The sequence below is a fragment of the Aedoeadaptatus nemausensis genome (assembly GCF_903819165.1).
GTDB classification, from domain to species: domain Bacteria; phylum Bacillota; class Clostridia; order Tissierellales; family Peptoniphilaceae; genus Aedoeadaptatus; species Aedoeadaptatus nemausensis.
In genome coordinates this window covers 400,120-413,886 of the sequence record NZ_CAIJCS010000014.1, presented here as the reverse complement: position 1 = coordinate 413,886, position 13,767 = coordinate 400,120, and the positions used below count along the sequence as shown (strand labels likewise).

Annotated in this window: 16 protein-coding genes; 4 read left to right on the top strand and 12 right to left on the bottom strand. The window is 47.7% G+C overall.

The genetic code is table 11. From position 1 onward, the window contains the following. Positions 1–5: 5 nt before the first annotated feature. The 11 genes from PEPTYR26121_RS03285 to PEPTYR26121_RS03235 all read right to left on the bottom strand — a co-directional run bounded on the left by PEPTYR26121_RS03285 (position 6) and on the right by PEPTYR26121_RS03235 (position 9,377). The gene (locus tag PEPTYR26121_RS03285) at positions 6–626 is read right to left on the bottom strand and encodes a PHP-associated domain-containing protein (protein ID WP_180499165.1); all 621 of its coding nucleotides are present in this window, start codon (positions 624–626) and stop codon (positions 6–8) included. 78 nt (positions 627–704) lie between these two features. Continuing rightward, a complete protein-coding gene (locus PEPTYR26121_RS03280) occupies positions 705–1,103 on the bottom strand; it encodes a C-GCAxxG-C-C family protein (RefSeq protein WP_180499163.1) in 399 nt (132 codons plus the stop codon). After that, complete coding sequence (locus PEPTYR26121_RS03275) at positions 1,093–2,037, bottom strand: heterodisulfide reductase-related iron-sulfur binding cluster (RefSeq protein WP_180499161.1); 945 nt, start codon at positions 2,035–2,037, stop codon at positions 1,093–1,095. Before PEPTYR26121_RS03275 ends, PEPTYR26121_RS03280 begins: the two co-directional genes overlap by 11 nt. Before the next feature lie 14 nt (positions 2,038–2,051). After that, entirely contained in the window at positions 2,052–2,699 is a 648-nt protein-coding gene (locus tag PEPTYR26121_RS03270; RefSeq protein ID WP_180499159.1) for a TIGR04283 family arsenosugar biosynthesis glycosyltransferase, read from the bottom strand. Continuing rightward, complete coding sequence (locus PEPTYR26121_RS03265) at positions 2,692–3,369, bottom strand: TVP38/TMEM64 family protein (protein WP_180499158.1); 678 nt, start codon at positions 3,367–3,369, stop codon at positions 2,692–2,694. Before PEPTYR26121_RS03265 ends, PEPTYR26121_RS03270 begins: the two co-directional genes overlap by 8 nt. Further along, positions 3,341–4,030 (bottom strand): TVP38/TMEM64 family protein, encoded by a 690-nt coding sequence (locus PEPTYR26121_RS03260; RefSeq protein WP_180499156.1) that lies wholly within the window; start codon positions 4,028–4,030, stop codon positions 3,341–3,343. The genes PEPTYR26121_RS03265 and PEPTYR26121_RS03260 overlap by 29 nt, the downstream gene beginning before the upstream one ends. Before the next feature lie 10 nt (positions 4,031–4,040). After that, positions 4,041–4,757 carry a TIGR04282 family arsenosugar biosynthesis glycosyltransferase gene (locus PEPTYR26121_RS03255; RefSeq protein WP_180499153.1) on the bottom strand — a complete coding sequence of 239 codons (717 nt, stop codon included), beginning with the start codon at positions 4,755–4,757 and terminating at the stop codon, positions 4,041–4,043. Positions 4,758–4,810: 53 nt separating this feature from the next. Then, entirely contained in the window at positions 4,811–5,587 is a 777-nt protein-coding gene (locus PEPTYR26121_RS03250; protein ID WP_180499151.1) for a rhodanese-like domain-containing protein, read from the bottom strand. A 140-nt stretch (positions 5,588–5,727) separates the two neighbouring features. Beyond that, entirely contained in the window at positions 5,728–7,053 is a 1,326-nt protein-coding gene (locus PEPTYR26121_RS03245; RefSeq protein ID WP_180499149.1) for an ABC transporter permease, read from the bottom strand. Beyond that, complete coding sequence (locus tag PEPTYR26121_RS03240) at positions 7,053–8,633, bottom strand: COG1361 S-layer family protein (RefSeq protein ID WP_180499148.1); 1,581 nt, start codon at positions 8,631–8,633, stop codon at positions 7,053–7,055. The genes PEPTYR26121_RS03245 and PEPTYR26121_RS03240 overlap by 1 nt, the downstream gene beginning before the upstream one ends. A gap of 9 nt (positions 8,634–8,642) precedes the next feature. Further along, the gene (locus PEPTYR26121_RS03235) at positions 8,643–9,377 is read right to left on the bottom strand and encodes an ABC transporter ATP-binding protein (protein ID WP_218956311.1); all 735 of its coding nucleotides are present in this window, start codon (positions 9,375–9,377) and stop codon (positions 8,643–8,645) included. Positions 9,378–9,504: 127 nt separating this feature from the next. Between PEPTYR26121_RS03235 and larB the strand changes: the two genes are divergently transcribed. Next, positions 9,505–10,176, top strand: a complete 672-nt coding sequence (gene larB / locus PEPTYR26121_RS03230; RefSeq protein ID WP_180499144.1) for a nickel pincer cofactor biosynthesis protein LarB — start codon at positions 9,505–9,507, stop codon at positions 10,174–10,176. Here larB and PEPTYR26121_RS03225 read toward each other — a convergent pair. After that, positions 10,158–10,715 (bottom strand): 5-formyltetrahydrofolate cyclo-ligase, encoded by a 558-nt coding sequence (locus tag PEPTYR26121_RS03225; RefSeq protein ID WP_180499142.1) that lies wholly within the window; start codon positions 10,713–10,715, stop codon positions 10,158–10,160. The two genes, larB and PEPTYR26121_RS03225, sit on opposite strands and share 19 nt — an antisense overlap. A gap of 80 nt (positions 10,716–10,795) precedes the next feature. Here PEPTYR26121_RS03225 and ftsE point away from each other — a divergent pair, with 80 nt between their 5' ends. The 3 genes from ftsE to PEPTYR26121_RS09135 are packed head-to-tail and all read left to right on the top strand — an operon-like array spanning position 10,796 to position 13,736. After that, complete coding sequence (ftsE, locus tag PEPTYR26121_RS03220; RefSeq protein ID WP_180499140.1) at positions 10,796–11,482, top strand: cell division ATP-binding protein FtsE; 687 nt, start codon at positions 10,796–10,798, stop codon at positions 11,480–11,482. Next, positions 11,469–12,374 carry a permease-like cell division protein FtsX gene (ftsX, locus tag PEPTYR26121_RS03215; protein WP_180499138.1) on the top strand — a complete coding sequence of 302 codons (906 nt, stop codon included), beginning with the start codon at positions 11,469–11,471 and terminating at the stop codon, positions 12,372–12,374. The genes ftsE and ftsX overlap by 14 nt, the downstream gene beginning before the upstream one ends. Before the next feature lie 27 nt (positions 12,375–12,401). After that, positions 12,402–13,736 (top strand): murein hydrolase activator EnvC family protein, encoded by a 1,335-nt coding sequence (locus PEPTYR26121_RS09135; RefSeq protein ID WP_246285881.1) that lies wholly within the window; start codon positions 12,402–12,404, stop codon positions 13,734–13,736. Positions 13,737–13,767 lie beyond the last annotated feature (31 nt).

The window sequence follows — 13,767 nt, the reverse complement described above, 5'->3', positions numbered from 1 at the left end:
TCCTCCTAAAATTGAAATTTTTTATATCCACTTAAGATGACAGGATAGCAGGTACAGTTTTTCACAGCGTAGACGAGATCCTCCACAGTCTTACAGTCGTGATCCACGAAAGTAGCGTAGCGTCCTAAGGCGATGAGATTATGGCAATCACTGGCGCCAAAGGATTTCGCATTTATTTTTTCGGCATATTCACGCGCCGTTCGATTGGCGGCGGGGGAAGTACTCCCGTTTAACACCTCCACGCCGTCAAGGCCTTTGACTGTTAAGAGCTTTTCTCCGAGGCCCCTACTATTCGAGCGAAAAGGGTGGGCGGCGACGGTGATGCCGCCGTGTTCCTTCACCCAATTGATAAACCCTTGGGCGCTTCCGTGGCGCACCGGGGGAAGGGTTGGAATGCCGAATGCCAGAATATCTCCTTCCAGTGAAAGGTATTCGATACCGACAAATATGGGAAAATTCATTGTCTTGGATATCTCTTTCGCATATTCCGTCAGGCCGAATTCATCGTGATCGGTGATGCAAATGCCGTCGAGGCCGACGCGCTTCGCCTCCTCAACCATTTCAACTAAATTCATTCGGCTGTCACGAGAAAAAGTACGTTCGTGCATGTGAAAATCTATGATCATACTGTCTCCTATCGTAGATCTTATACTATCATAAGGGATTGCTAGATAATAAGCAAAGCCGCAAGTTATCGTGGTAAACTATTTCGCTTCCTCATAGAGCATCTCTTTTAAAATAGTGATGCTGTCGTAAACGCATTTCGGGCAATTTTCGGCGATGGCGCCGCTTTCGTAAGCTTTTTCCAATTCGCCGGGTTTGGAAAAGTCGTAGCCCAAGATTTCTCTGCACTGAGTAGAGCCGTGTTTATCTTTAAATGCTTCGTCGAAAGCGGCCACCTTTTCCGCCAACAGAGCATCGTCCTCTCCGTATTTCAGCCCGAGAACCATGGTGGCGGCATTGACGCAGCCGCAGGTTTCTCCGCGATATCTTCCGCCGCCGAAGGGGGCGGCCATGCGATCGGTAGTATTTTCGTCGAGACCGAAATCTTTTCCGAAGGCTCCAAGCACTTTTTGAGCACAGTTTTTTTCTTTAGATGTCATGGGGAAGCCTCCTGAAGGCTAAAATATTTTTCATGTAAGAAGTAGACGGTTCTTCATTGACCCCTAAAAAGACGGAGAGGATATTGACGATATGATCCATTCCGTAGTTTTGGAATGCGATGGAGCAACTGGCGCAGTAGGTCCAGATTCCGCCGTAAGTCTCGTGAAGGGACTTGAACTTTTCCTTCACCTCTTCCGCCACTTCCGGCGTATGTTTTCCGCCGCCGCCCAGTCCGCAGCAGTGGATCTTGTTGTATTCCTTGTGATAGCTCTTTAAATAGGGTTCGATATATTTAAAGTACTCCAGGTGCTCACGATCGCCGCAGGGAATGTAGAGAGGAATGTTTTCCTCGGGAAGTTCCTCTAAAAGTCCTTGCTCATCTAAGTACTCAAAGATGGAGATTACCTCGATCTCGCTTCGACCTTTCAGCATATTGTAGCAATTGGGGCAGCAGCAGATGAGGCGTTCGATGCCTCGGTCCTTTACGTGATCGAATATAGAATCTTCCGAAAGAGAATATCCCGTCTGGGCCACCGGCTTTTTGCAGCAATCCACGGAAAAATCAATTCCGTCTTCTCTGCAGATTTCGATGAGCTTTTTGCAGGTTTCAGGGAACTGTCCCGGATAATTACAGCCGAGATAGAGTAAGCTCTTCGTATTTTTCTTCTGTACATTGCGCAGTAGATAGGGAGTTTTCTGAAGACGAACTTTAAAACTGGGGAGGGGATCATTTTTTCTGTGCTCCATGGCGATCTCGCGGCCTGAAATATTTTTCGGGCAGGTGCGCTTGCAATTATCGCAGAGGTAACATTCTCCTTTAAGTTCGGGCCGCGTGGCAAACTCGGAGAGGTCCATATCGTAGTGTGCTAAAAACGGGCAGATTCGCTTACATTTGCCGCAGTGAATGCAGGAATCCAATGCGTATGAGATCATCGTAAGCTCCTTTCTTAATATTTTTTTGCTAAGATCGACGGGTCCACGCCCTTGCGAAAGGCGCGCTGCAATCGTTGCATATGAAAAATCGTCGGCCAAATGCCGTTTTCTTCGAAACGTCTGGCGTCGGTAAAGAGAGTGTCCTTTAAAAGGGCGGGTTTGTAGCCTTTTTCTTTAAGACGAATGGATAGATCGTAATCTTCCATAAGGGGGATGTGGCGAAAACCGCCTATCTTTTCGTATAGCTCGCGGCTTATAAAGATGCCTTGATCGCCGAAGGCGATGTGGCGAAAGCGTACACGATTATCGGAGTTAAAGGCGACGATGCGCATCATGGCTTTTTCAGAGCGAAAGCGAAGTTTGAAACAACCCCATTCCGCGCCGCTTTCTTCGATGGAACGGAGGGCGGAGGGTTTTGGGAAGGTGTCGGCGTGTAGAAACCATAGAATATCCCCTCGGGTGTGTTCTACGGCCACATCCATTTGAGCGCCGCGTCCTTTTGCTTTTTGGATTTTAGGATAGCGAATTTTTTCGTAACTTCCGTCGGCAGAGCCGCCGTCGGTAAAGAGAATTTCTTTTTCTCCCTCCAGATCATCTAAGGCTCTCTGTAGATAGTGAATATTTTCAATTTCATTGTAGCAGGGAATGATGATACTAATCATTGCGATGCCTCTTGTTGTATATCTTTAGGAGAACCAAGGATACAAGCGTTAAAAGCACGAGGAAGAAAATCGCCAATTTAAACTCCGGTGAGCTCGGGTCGTGGATTTGCTCTCCTAAATAAATGAAAGCGAAAATCCCCGGCGTAATGCCTACTAAGCTTAATAAAAAATAGGGGAGGAAGGAAATCTGTAAGATCCCCGCCATATAATTAATGAGATTATATGAAATGAGGGGAATCAGGCGAAAGATAAAAAAGACACCTTGGCTTGTTCCCGAGGGATTGAAGAAAACTTGTTTGATCTTTTCGCTGCTCTTTTTTTCCACCAATTCGCTGATAGGTTTTCTCGCAAGTTTCGCCGCGAGGTAATACATAATGAAAATATTGACCCCACAGCCTATGAGAGTATAGATAACGCCCATGGTCGTGCCGAAAATATAGCCGCTTGGCACGACCAGTAGGGGAACCGGGAAGAGGAAGATGGGAAGAATAGCCCAGAGTAAAATGTAAAGAATCGGCGCCCAGAATCCTGCCTCATTTAAAATAGATTGGATTTTCTCTTCTGTGAAATAGTCCTTAATATACTTAAAGGCGACAAAGAAAATTGCCGCCAAAAGTATGCTTATTACGATTTTAATCCACTTATTCTGCTTTTTTGCCGCGTCTGTCATTGTAAACCTTCTTGCCCACAAAGATGGCGATGGATAGGGCGAACAGAATGAGGAGGCCCATCATTAATTTTTGTGCGCCGCCTGTCAGCGTACCGCCTACATAGGAATAGACGATGGTAGCGGGAAGTTGGCCGACACCTGTAGCTACGAAGAACGATAGGAAGCTCATGCCCGTGAGGCCGGCTGCGTAGCTTACCAGGTCGAAACTCATAAAAGGAAGGAGTCGGGCAATTAATATAGCGTATTTACCGTAATCTTCGAAGAACTTGTCTACGGTTTCGAGCATTCCTTTTCCGGTGAATTTTTCCGCTACGTCGCGACCTAAAACTCTGGAGATAAAGAAGCAAAGGGCAGCTCCCGCCATGGCGGAAGACCAGGATAAGATGGCGCCGTTAACCCAGCCGAAGATGGCGGAGTTTGCCAGGGTAATAAAAAATGCGGGAATCGGAGAAATAATGGATTGAAGAACCATCAGGAGGAAAGAAACGATCACAGCATAGACGCCGAAGCTACGAATATAGGCGGCGATGCCGTCGATACCTTCGCTTGTGAGAACCCGTACCGCACGGTTGATTCCGGCGTTAACGGTTGGCACAAAGAGATAGATGAGCAGACAGGCAATGATCACACCGATCAGTGCGGTTTTTTTATTTAATTTCATAATGTCTCCTTTATCTTTTAGAAATAGAATGGAAGAACGGCATCATAGTTGTGGGAGATAGAAGATTTGATTTATCTTCCGGGTCCGACTTAAACACTTTTAACTTTTCCCTATTGTCTCCGAGAAAAATAAAGCCTTCTTCATCTTCCGTATAAGACGAGATAGGGGAGTTTAAAACTTCGGCCGCCAGATCTCGAATATCGTCGATATCTCGGACAGTTCGTAGAAGAGTAACGGATTTTCCTTGCTCTTTCGCTTTTTCAACGGTCTTCTCCAATACATCGCTTTGGCTGTAGGTAATGCCTGAAAAAATATCCACGAAAGAATTCATGCCCACAAGACCGTAACCTCCGTCGCGAGCGGGACCTAATACCACATCACTAGTTTCCAGCGCCTGAAATGCGGAGGCAATATATTCCTCGTCAATCCCCAGTAAATCTGAACCGATTAAAATGGCAGGTCCTTGAGGTAATTCCCGTTTAAGGGAGAGGGCCATGGTTTCGCCGAGATCCTTTCCTTCTTGGATGAAGGCCGGAATATCTTTTGTCGGCGGCTTCCCGTTATAATGGATGACCGGGCGATAGGGGGTATTCGAAAGGGTATCGTAAAGATTTTCGTATAGGTGAATTAAAATCTTATCGACCTTTTCATCGGGTACATCTTTACGAAGTCTCGTCATACCATGGCCGGGTTCCGGGGTACGGGCAAAAAAGATAACAGTGTTCATAGAAGTCTCCACAAGAAAAAAGGCCTTGTCATTTGACAAGGCACTTCTTTAATTTACTTTAATTCAAAGCCGTCAAATTCTTTAGTACCGTCCAAAGAGTTGGTTGCTTCGTGACCTTTTTCAGATAATTGGGAAGCAATTTTCCAGGAACGGTTGCCGGAGTAGCAGTAAGTTAAGAACGGTTTGTCGGTGGGAAGTTCGCCGTATTTTGCGTCGAATTCATCTTCTTGAACATTGATAGCACCTTCAACGTGACCTGCGTCGTAGTCTTTAGCGTCGCGAGCGTCGATAATGGTGTAGTCGCCGGATTTAGCGAGTTCTACAAATTCGGGACCGCGAACATTGGTTACTTTAGTAATCGTGGTGTAGTCGAAATCTTTTACGCCTTGAGCATTTTTAACGTTTTGGAATCCGTTGTCTACTAAGATCTTAGCAGCTTCGCCGCTCTTCTTGCCAGTATTGCAGATGGTGATGATTTCAGCATCTTTTAAATCTTCGATTTTGGAAAGGTCTTGTTCGAAAGTATCGAGGGGCATGTTAATAGCGTGTTTAACGTGGCCTTCGTTGTATTCTTCGGGGCTGCGAACGTCGATAACGGTGACTTTTTCTTTAGCTTTGTTGTCTTCCATGATCTTGTCGAGTTCTTCGCCGGTGATTTCGCCAACTTCTGCAGCGGGAGCTTGTTCTGTTTCAGCGTTTGCGTTAGCAGTTGCAGCCGCGTTATTTTGTGCAGCATTGTTTGCCGGTGCGTTTTCAGCTTTAGGGCCACATGCAGTAAGACCTGCGGAAAGCACTAGAGCAAGTGCTACAATATTGAGTTTTTTGTTCATTAAAATTTCCTCCTTGAACTTTTAAAATACTATAACACTATCTTATCAAATATCTGAATAAGATAGGAGTAAAAAACCGATCCTTCCATTGTAATTTTAAATACCATGACGGAAAGCATAGAAAAAACCTATGAAACTTTTTAGTCACTTCGAATGGCGTCCAGCGCAGATAGATTCATGGCGCGTTTCGCCGGGAAGTAACCGGCGGCGACGCCGACCATGGTCGAAAAAAGAAGGGCGACGAGAATGAGCCAGAGGGGGATATAAGAAAGCTGAATTGCTTCCTCCGCTCCTTGGGATTGGGCAAAGCGATTGCCGATGGCATTAAAGCCAGCACTCATTATAAGACTGGTAATAACGCCGATCACCCCGCCGATAAAGCCTATAAGGGCGGCCTCCGTTAAAAAGAGCTTTTGAATGTCTTGAATGGATGCGCCGATAACTTTCATGACGCCTATTTCTTTCGTGCGTTCGTAAATGGACATAATCATAGTATTGGCGATGCCGATGGCGGCGACGATAAAGGAGATGGAGCCGATGCCGGCGAAAATGGCGTTGACGATGGCCATGCCACGATTCATGCTCTTTATGGCCTCGAGAAGGCCCGAGGGCTCATAGCCCAAATCTTTTATGGCGTCGGTTACATCTTCCGCATATTCCGTGTCGTCGATACGAACCTGCACCGTGGAATAAGTTCCACGCTCCGGTGCCGGCAGATCCAATGTTTCCGCCAGTTTTTTATAACCGTCGACGGTCATAAAGGCGCCGCTGTCGTATTGGGATTTCTTCGTCTTTTTCAACACGCCCGTCACTTTAAGAGTGGCGGTTTTGTCATTTCCGGAGGGCGTTTCCGCCTGTGGGCCGAAACCGAAGTTCGGCATATCGGTAGAGCTGACGGTCATGGTTTTTCCCGCCGCCTCGAAGAGGGGAGGGGCGTCGTCTTTTTCTTCCATGCCCATATCTGTTGCCGGCGCATTGGGATCGTAAAAATTCTCCACCATATCGTTTCCGAAAATGACCTGACCTTCGCCGTTACCGTGGAAGAGACTGCCCTTTTCGGTGGACCAATCTAAAGTGGCGTAGGTGTCCTTGTTCATAGCGGTAACGGAAAGGTAATCGCCGGTGTATTTTCTATACTTTGCCGACAGATTGGCGGTATATACCGGCGTTACGTCGACGACATGGGGGATTTTTTTGAAATCCTGAATGGAACGGTCGGTGATTTTTTTAGGAGTCTTCTTACTCTTACCTCCGGATTCCATACTGTTTTCCATTACCTGTATATTTTTGACATCGCCGAAACTTTCCATCATGCGACGATTATTTTCCGTAATGCCGTAGCCGAAGCTGATCATTAAAATAATGGAAACGCAACCGATGACCACGCCGAGCAGGGTAAGCCCTGTGCGTAGTTTTCTGGCCAGAAGATTGCGCTTGGCCATATCCAGTAAATCTCTAAAGCTCATCAGACCATCAAATCCTCGTCGTCCGATTCTTTTTGCTTACGCTTCTTGACCACATAAAATGCTACGCCGCCGCCGATGGCCGCCAGGGAGAAGAGCCCCAGAGGGATAGCCCATGCAGGGCGTTTATTTTCGCTTTCGTCCTCGTCTTCAGCGCCGGCCATATCGTCGGTAACGTTTATAACAAAGGGTTTAACAAACTCCTGCCGCTTGCCCGTGGCGTCGTCGTAAGAAATGACGATTTCGCCTTTTTGCTCTCCTTTTTCTGTAGGTATGATGTTGACGTCGTAGGTTTCGGCGCTGGAGGGGGCTACGCTACCTGCAAAATAGGTATTAGTATCGGCGTCGAAATTGCCGCGGAGTTTCACCATTACATTGGAGAGCACGGATTTCCCCGTGTTGAAGAACTCGAAGGAAAGGGGCATTTCTTCTCCTACAAAACCTTCCTTATCTACCTTCAGATCTCCCGGCTCCAATACGGAGCTTTGGACCACGGGAATGCCGATAACTTCTGTAGAAGTATAGGGGTTGCCGTCGCCGTCTTCGTATTCGAAGGTGGCGGTAATAGAATATGTTTTAGCCGCCGTATCCGGCGCCGTCGTAAGGGTAATTTCTTTTTCGGCGCTGCGGCGCGGCTTAATGGATTCGATATGGAATGTATTGCTGCTGCCCACGGGGATGAAGGCGCTTCCGCCCTCGCTTCCTCCGGCGGCAGCCGCCATGGCCTGTGCTCCTTCGCTTCCCGAAGATCCCGAGGGAAGGCTCACCGGCTCGGCGGCATCGGCGGAAAGGGCGACGCGAATATTCTTCACTTGTTTTTTTCGATTGGTATTAAAAATTCTGAAGTAGAGAGTAAAAGGTTCGCCGGCCTTTGCTGTTACGGGATCCATAGTGTAACTGTCGATGACGACCTTCGGCGTATTGGCGCCGGTAGGCGTCTGACCCGAGGGGGCGCTTCCTGTGCCCGTAACGGGAAGGGGAGCGCCGAGATCGCCTATATCGCCGCCGGAAAAACCGCCTCCTAATGAAGAACCGCCCGACGGTGATCCTCCTAAATCACCGAGATCCGGCATAGCGGAGGAACCGCCTCCACTTAAGGAGCTCCCTCTCGAGGAAACAGTTAGCATTTGGGTGGTTTCATGGACCTCGCCATTGGTTCCGTCCACATAACTGACGCTTAGTTTAATGGGATAGTTTTTCGCCTCGGCATTAGAGGTGAGGCGGAAAGTAAAGCAGTAGGTTTCCTTTTGTTTCGGGGCAAAGAATTTAGCATTGACATTGCTGGTGGATTTTGGAACGAGGGCCCCGAGGTCTTGAGATTCGGCTCGAATTAAAATATTTTTCGCAGGTCCTGTACCATTGTTTACGATGGAGAAGCGAACGGGAATATCCTTCCCGGGCTCCGACGGGGCGGGCCAGGTGACGTCTGTGAAATCCAAAATGGAAATGGGAACATGGCTTCCCTGTTCGACTTTCGGCGGGGGAATGCTGCCCATATTTTGTGCCGCTTCCACGATTCCGCTTCCTTGGGATAAACACATGGCAGCGGCCGTTAAAAGTATCAGTTTATTTCTCGTTTTCATACATCACTCCTAAAGGTTTTGAGAACCGTTCATTATCTTTTCAACTCGTTCTTTTACGCTGCGGGTTTCGTCCCGTATAATGACGCCGTCACGAAGTTCCACGATGCGGTCGGCATAAACCGCCGTCTCCAAATCGTGGGTGACGATAATCAGCGTCTGCTTATGTTCCTTGGCGAGATCGCACATCATCTCCATAATTTCAACGGACGTGGCGGAATCTAAATTCCCCGTGGGCTCGTCGGCAAAAAGAATGGGCGGCGCGTCCACAAAGGCTCTGGCAATGGAGACGCGCTGCTGTTGACCGCCGCTCATTTCCATAGGCTTGTGTTCCAATCGCTCGCCCAGCCCGACGCGGGTTAAAATATCCCGTGCTTTTTCTTCTCTCTCTTCCTTGCCGACGCCTTTAAAAATTAGGCCTAAGCTTACATTTTCCGTAGCCGTAAGGGTAGGAATTAAATTGTAAGATTGAAAGACGAAGCCCACATTTAATTGACGAAACTTCGTAAGACGTTCTTCGGAAAGTTTTTCCATATGTACTTTTCCGTTAATGACGATCTCGCCCTTGGTGGGTTTGTCGAGACCGGCCATTAAATTAAGTAAAGTAGATTTTCCGCTACCCGATGTGCCGAGAAGACAGATAATTTCTTCCCGCTCGATATCCAAATTGACGCCGCGGAGGGCGTAAACTTTTTCATTTCCCATACGGTAGACGCGGTACAAATCTCGTATACTGATAAATGACACGAAATCATCACATCCTTTCCACCATAATATCATAGAATATTCTTGAGAAAGTTTAAGATTTATTCCAAAGAAAGATAACAAAACAATGTCATCCTGCAAATGGACTGTGCCATAAAGAAGGAAAATAATGAATAAGAGTCAAAAAGATTTTGTAACGATTGATTTTGAACGCAAAAAACGACGCCTCTTCGGCGAAACGATCTTCGGCGAAGGCAAGACGGCGGGGCATTTAAAAATAGCTGTGGAAAAAATATTGGAATATGACGGGGAAGTATTGGTGACGCGCCTAAGCCGCGACCAATATGAGGAGATGGGAGAGCTTAAAAAAACTTTAGACTACGATCCCATGTCTAAAACGGCCATGGCGAAAAGAGAAAAGGAAGCTATGGGTAAAGTGGCCGTGGTAACGGCGGGCACCTCGGACGTTTCCGTAGCGGAAGAATGTGTGCGAACCTTAGATTTCTTCGGCATCAGCAGTGAATCGGTTTACGACGTAGGTGTGGCGGGTATCCATCGTCTCTTCAGTCAGCTGGATCGCTTGAGAGAAGCGGATGTCATCGTCGTATGCGCCGGCATGGACGGCGCCCTTCCCTCGGTAGTGGCGGGGCTCGTATCCTCTCCCGTGGTTGCCGTGCCTACTTCGGTAGGGTACGGTGCCGCCTTTGAAGGGGTGGCGCCTTTGCTCGGCATGCTCAATTCCTGCGCCGAAGGGGTAGCGGTGGTGAATATCGATAACGGTTACGGCGCCGCTTATATGGCGGGGCAAATCGTGATGAAGATTTACGAAAAGGACAAATAGTCTTTTTCCGATAAAAAAGCATCTACAGGCAAATCATATTCGTCCCGGGGAAGTTCTTCTACGAGCTGATCGTGAAAGCCTACGCCTAAGCGATGGCCATCGTGGGTGGCGAAGAAGCGATCGTAGTAGCCGCCCCCATAGCCCATGCGATAACCCTCGCCGTCGAAGGCGAGGCCCGGCGTAATAATGAGATCGACACTTTTCCGGCGTCGATCTTTTATTTTGTCCTCGGGCAATTCCAAGATCCCCAATGGATTAGGCTCAAGTTCGTCCAAACTCTTTATCTCCGTCATAATCATGGCCCCGCCTTTCGTCGCCAGGGGAACGTACACTTTTTTCTCCTTCAGTATTTCCGGAATCCATTGAATGGTCTCCACCTCACTTCCCATGGATACAAAGATAAAAACAGAGTCGCTGTTTTTATAGACGGGAAGAGATTTCAGTCTTTTAAAAATGGTTTCCGATGCTTTTTTCCGAATACCGGGATTCATTTCATTACGAGCGGTCTTTAGATTATTACGAATTGAAGTCTTTTTCACTCTTGATACCCTCCAAGGTTTCATAAATTTGTAACTTATACTATAATAAATGAGATATTTATAAGGAATGAGGTGGACCGTTGATTACATTTCGCAACGTCTTTAAAGAGTACGGCAACGGCGTACAAGCGTTGAAAGACGTTAATCTTGAAATACCCTATGGCGAATTTGTCTTTATTGTCGGCGCATCGGGCGCGGGAAAAAGTTCGCTGATCAAATTGTTAATATGTGAAGAAAAAGTAACCCGTGGTCACATCTTCGTCAACGAAAAAGATATTACGGAGCTGGCTCCATGGTATATACCCAAGTTACGCCGCAAAGTAGGCGTCGTCTTTCAAGACTTCCGTCTTTTGCAAAAAAAGACGGCCTACGAAAACGTGGCCTATGCTCTTGAAATTGTAGGAGAGAGCGGTCGCACGATTAAAAAGCGTGTACCGGAAGTTTTAGATCTCGTAGGCTTAAGCGACAAACAAAACAGTTACCCCGGGGAACTTTCCGGCGGGGAAGGGCAGAGGCTCGCCATCGCAAGAGCCATCGTCAACCGTCCGCCGGTTCTCGTATGCGACGAGCCCACGGGTAATCTCGACTTTGAAACGGCGATGACCATTATGCAAACCTTAAAGCGCATCAATGAAGACGGCGCTACGGTCATTATGGCGACCCATGCTCGCAATATCGTCAACCACATGAACCGCCGCGTCATCACCTTGGACGACGGTCGCATTATAAGCGATGTCAATGTGGGAGGTTACGATGCGATTCATTAGACAATTTACCAATAATATAAAGGAAGCCTTTCAGGGAATCGCCCGCAACAAGGGTATGAGTTTACTCTCGATTATTTCCACTATGGCGGTCCTCGTTCTCTTCGGCGTGGTTCTCCTTTTGGTCTTAAACATGACGGGCCTCGTCAATGAAACGGAAAAGAAAGTAGATAAGGTAGTAGTTTATCTTACGGATACGGCTACGGAAGAAAATGTACAGGCAATTATTTCCAAAGCGGAAGCCACGGGCTATGTAAAGGATGCATCCTTTACCTCGAAAGAACAAGCCTGGGAGGAATTTGCCAAAAATCTCGAGCTTTCGAATGACTCTTATTTTTTAGACGGCATGGATGAAAATCCTCTGCCGGCGTCTATTACCCTTCAGCTTTCCAGTATCGAAGAGGCCAAGACGGTAGCCCAATCGGTACAAAGTATGGAAGGGGTTTATCAGGTAGATTACTTAAATGAGCTTATAGGAAAAATCGTGCAATTAAACGACTGGGTTCGCGTCTTAGGCGTTATCGTCGTGACGATTTTAATTATTATCGCCGTCGTGCTGATTTACAACACGGTGAAATCTACGATTTCCAATCGCAGCCACGAAATTCAAATTATGAAATACATCGGCGCCAGCAATGGATATATTCGCAGGCCGCTTCTTATTGAAGGCTTGGTCTTTGGTCTGGTAGCAGGGGCCATCGCCTTGGCCTTGGTTTATTTCGGTTATAAGGGAATTTACGGCCTCTTCGACGAGCGTCTTAATATTCTCATGGGTATGAAACTGATTCAGCCCCGCTTAATTTTAAAAGATATGGCGATTATTTTTGTATGCATCGGCGTAGGTGTCGGATTACTCGGTAGCTCCCTTTCGTTGGGTCGCTACCTCGATGTGTAGTTGATTATCAAGAGGAGGTAGTTTTAGATGAACCACAAAAAGCAGCTATCGGCGGCATTGGCGATTCTAATGTTAAGTTCACAGCCGGTTCTCGCGGCGAATTTACAGTCGGAAAGGGCAAAGGCGGTTGAACGTCGCAACGCCGTCCACTCGGAAATGAGCGGTACCCAATCTAAAATTTCGTCTGCGCGGAATCAGGCGGCCGGCGTGGAAGCGGAAATTCGCGCGTTGGATGAGAAGATCATGGCCGTGAACGTAACCTTGGATCGCTTAAATGGCGAGATGCAACAGTTGCAAGTGGAAATTCAAAAGACAAAGGCGGAACTTGAAGCGGCGAAAGAGGAGCTGGCGGAAAAGAAAGATTTCTACGCCAAACGTCTTCGCGCCATGTACATAGCCAACGATCGAGGCTATTTAGATATTCTCCTGGACTCTGCCGATGCCGAATCTTTAATCGGAAATGTGCGCATGATTCGCTCCATCGCCATCAGCGATAGGGAATTAGTTGAAGAAATCGCACAAAAAGTCGAAGAAATCGAAACGAAAAAAGCTCAGTTGGACCAACAGGAAAAAGAACTGGCGGCTAAACAAGCTCAAGTTCGCCAAGAGCGTGCCAATTTAGAAGCGGCCAATGCGAAGAAGACCGCTTATATGAACACGCTAATGAGCAATATCAGTGCTTACGAGGCACAATATGACGAAATGTTAAGAGAATCCAGCGCCATCGAATCTCAAATTCAAAACCTGGACATCTCTATTCAAAAGGCCAAAGAGGAAGAGGCGGCGCGAATCGCTCGTCAAAAAGAAGCGGCACGTCAGGCACAGCTCGAAAAAGAAAGAGCGGCCGCTCGCGCCGAGCAATCCGGTCGTATGGAAAAGCGGGCTTCGAGCAGCAAAAAGGCGTCGACTGCATCGACTTCCTCTCGTTCCGACGATATTATGGTCAACAGCGCTCAGGCCACACCGGAAGCTAAAAAAGGTGAATTTTATTGGCCGGTACCCGGTCATCACCGCATTACATCGCCCTTTGGCTACCGCGTGCACCCGATCCTAGGCTATAGAAAGCTGCACACGGGCATCGACATTAGTGCGCCGAGCGGAACGCCGGTTATCGCCGCAGGTTCCGGTACGGTTATCGCCTCTCGCTTTATGGGAGGTTACGGTAATTGCATTATGGTAGACCACGGTTCGAAAGTGACGGTTTACGCTCACCTTTCCGGCCGCGCCGTCAGCGTAGGCCAAAGCGTAAGCGCAGGACAGACCATCGGCTATGTCGGCAGCACGGGTATGAGTACCGGTCCCCACTTGCACTTTGAAGTGCGAGTCAACGGATCTCTGCAAAATCCTGTAAACTATTTATAATTTAATCGAGGACATCATAAGGAATCTTCTA

Coding starts and splice junctions, on each gene's coding strand:
- PEPTYR26121_RS03280 (WP_180499163.1), bottom strand. CDS start 1,103: ATGACATCTAAAGAAAAAAACTGTGCTCAAAAAGTGCTTGGAGCCTTC.
- PEPTYR26121_RS09135 (WP_246285881.1), top strand. CDS start 12,402: ATGAACCACAAAAAGCAGCTATCGGCGGCATTGGCGATTCTAATGTTA.
- ftsX (WP_180499138.1), top strand. CDS start 11,469: ATGCGATTCATTAGACAATTTACCAATAATATAAAGGAAGCCTTTCAG.
- PEPTYR26121_RS03255 (WP_180499153.1), bottom strand. CDS start 4,757: ATGAACACTGTTATCTTTTTTGCCCGTACCCCGGAACCCGGCCATGGT.
- PEPTYR26121_RS03240 (WP_180499148.1), bottom strand. CDS start 8,633: ATGAAAACGAGAAATAAACTGATACTTTTAACGGCCGCTGCCATGTGT.
- PEPTYR26121_RS03275 (WP_180499161.1), bottom strand. CDS start 2,037: ATGATCTCATACGCATTGGATTCCTGCATTCACTGCGGCAAATGTAAG.
- PEPTYR26121_RS03245 (WP_180499149.1), bottom strand. CDS start 7,053: ATGAGCTTTAGAGATTTACTGGATATGGCCAAGCGCAATCTTCTGGCC.
- PEPTYR26121_RS03260 (WP_180499156.1), bottom strand. CDS start 4,030: ATGAAATTAAATAAAAAAACCGCACTGATCGGTGTGATCATTGCCTGT.
- PEPTYR26121_RS03265 (WP_180499158.1), bottom strand. CDS start 3,369: ATGACAGACGCGGCAAAAAAGCAGAATAAGTGGATTAAAATCGTAATA.
- PEPTYR26121_RS03285 (WP_180499165.1), bottom strand. CDS start 626: ATGATCATAGATTTTCACATGCACGAACGTACTTTTTCTCGTGACAGC.
- PEPTYR26121_RS03270 (WP_180499159.1), bottom strand. CDS start 2,699: ATGATTAGTATCATCATTCCCTGCTACAATGAAATTGAAAATATTCAC.
- PEPTYR26121_RS03250 (WP_180499151.1), bottom strand. CDS start 5,587: ATGAACAAAAAACTCAATATTGTAGCACTTGCTCTAGTGCTTTCCGCA.
- larB (WP_180499144.1), top strand. CDS start 9,505: ATGAATAAGAGTCAAAAAGATTTTGTAACGATTGATTTTGAACGCAAA.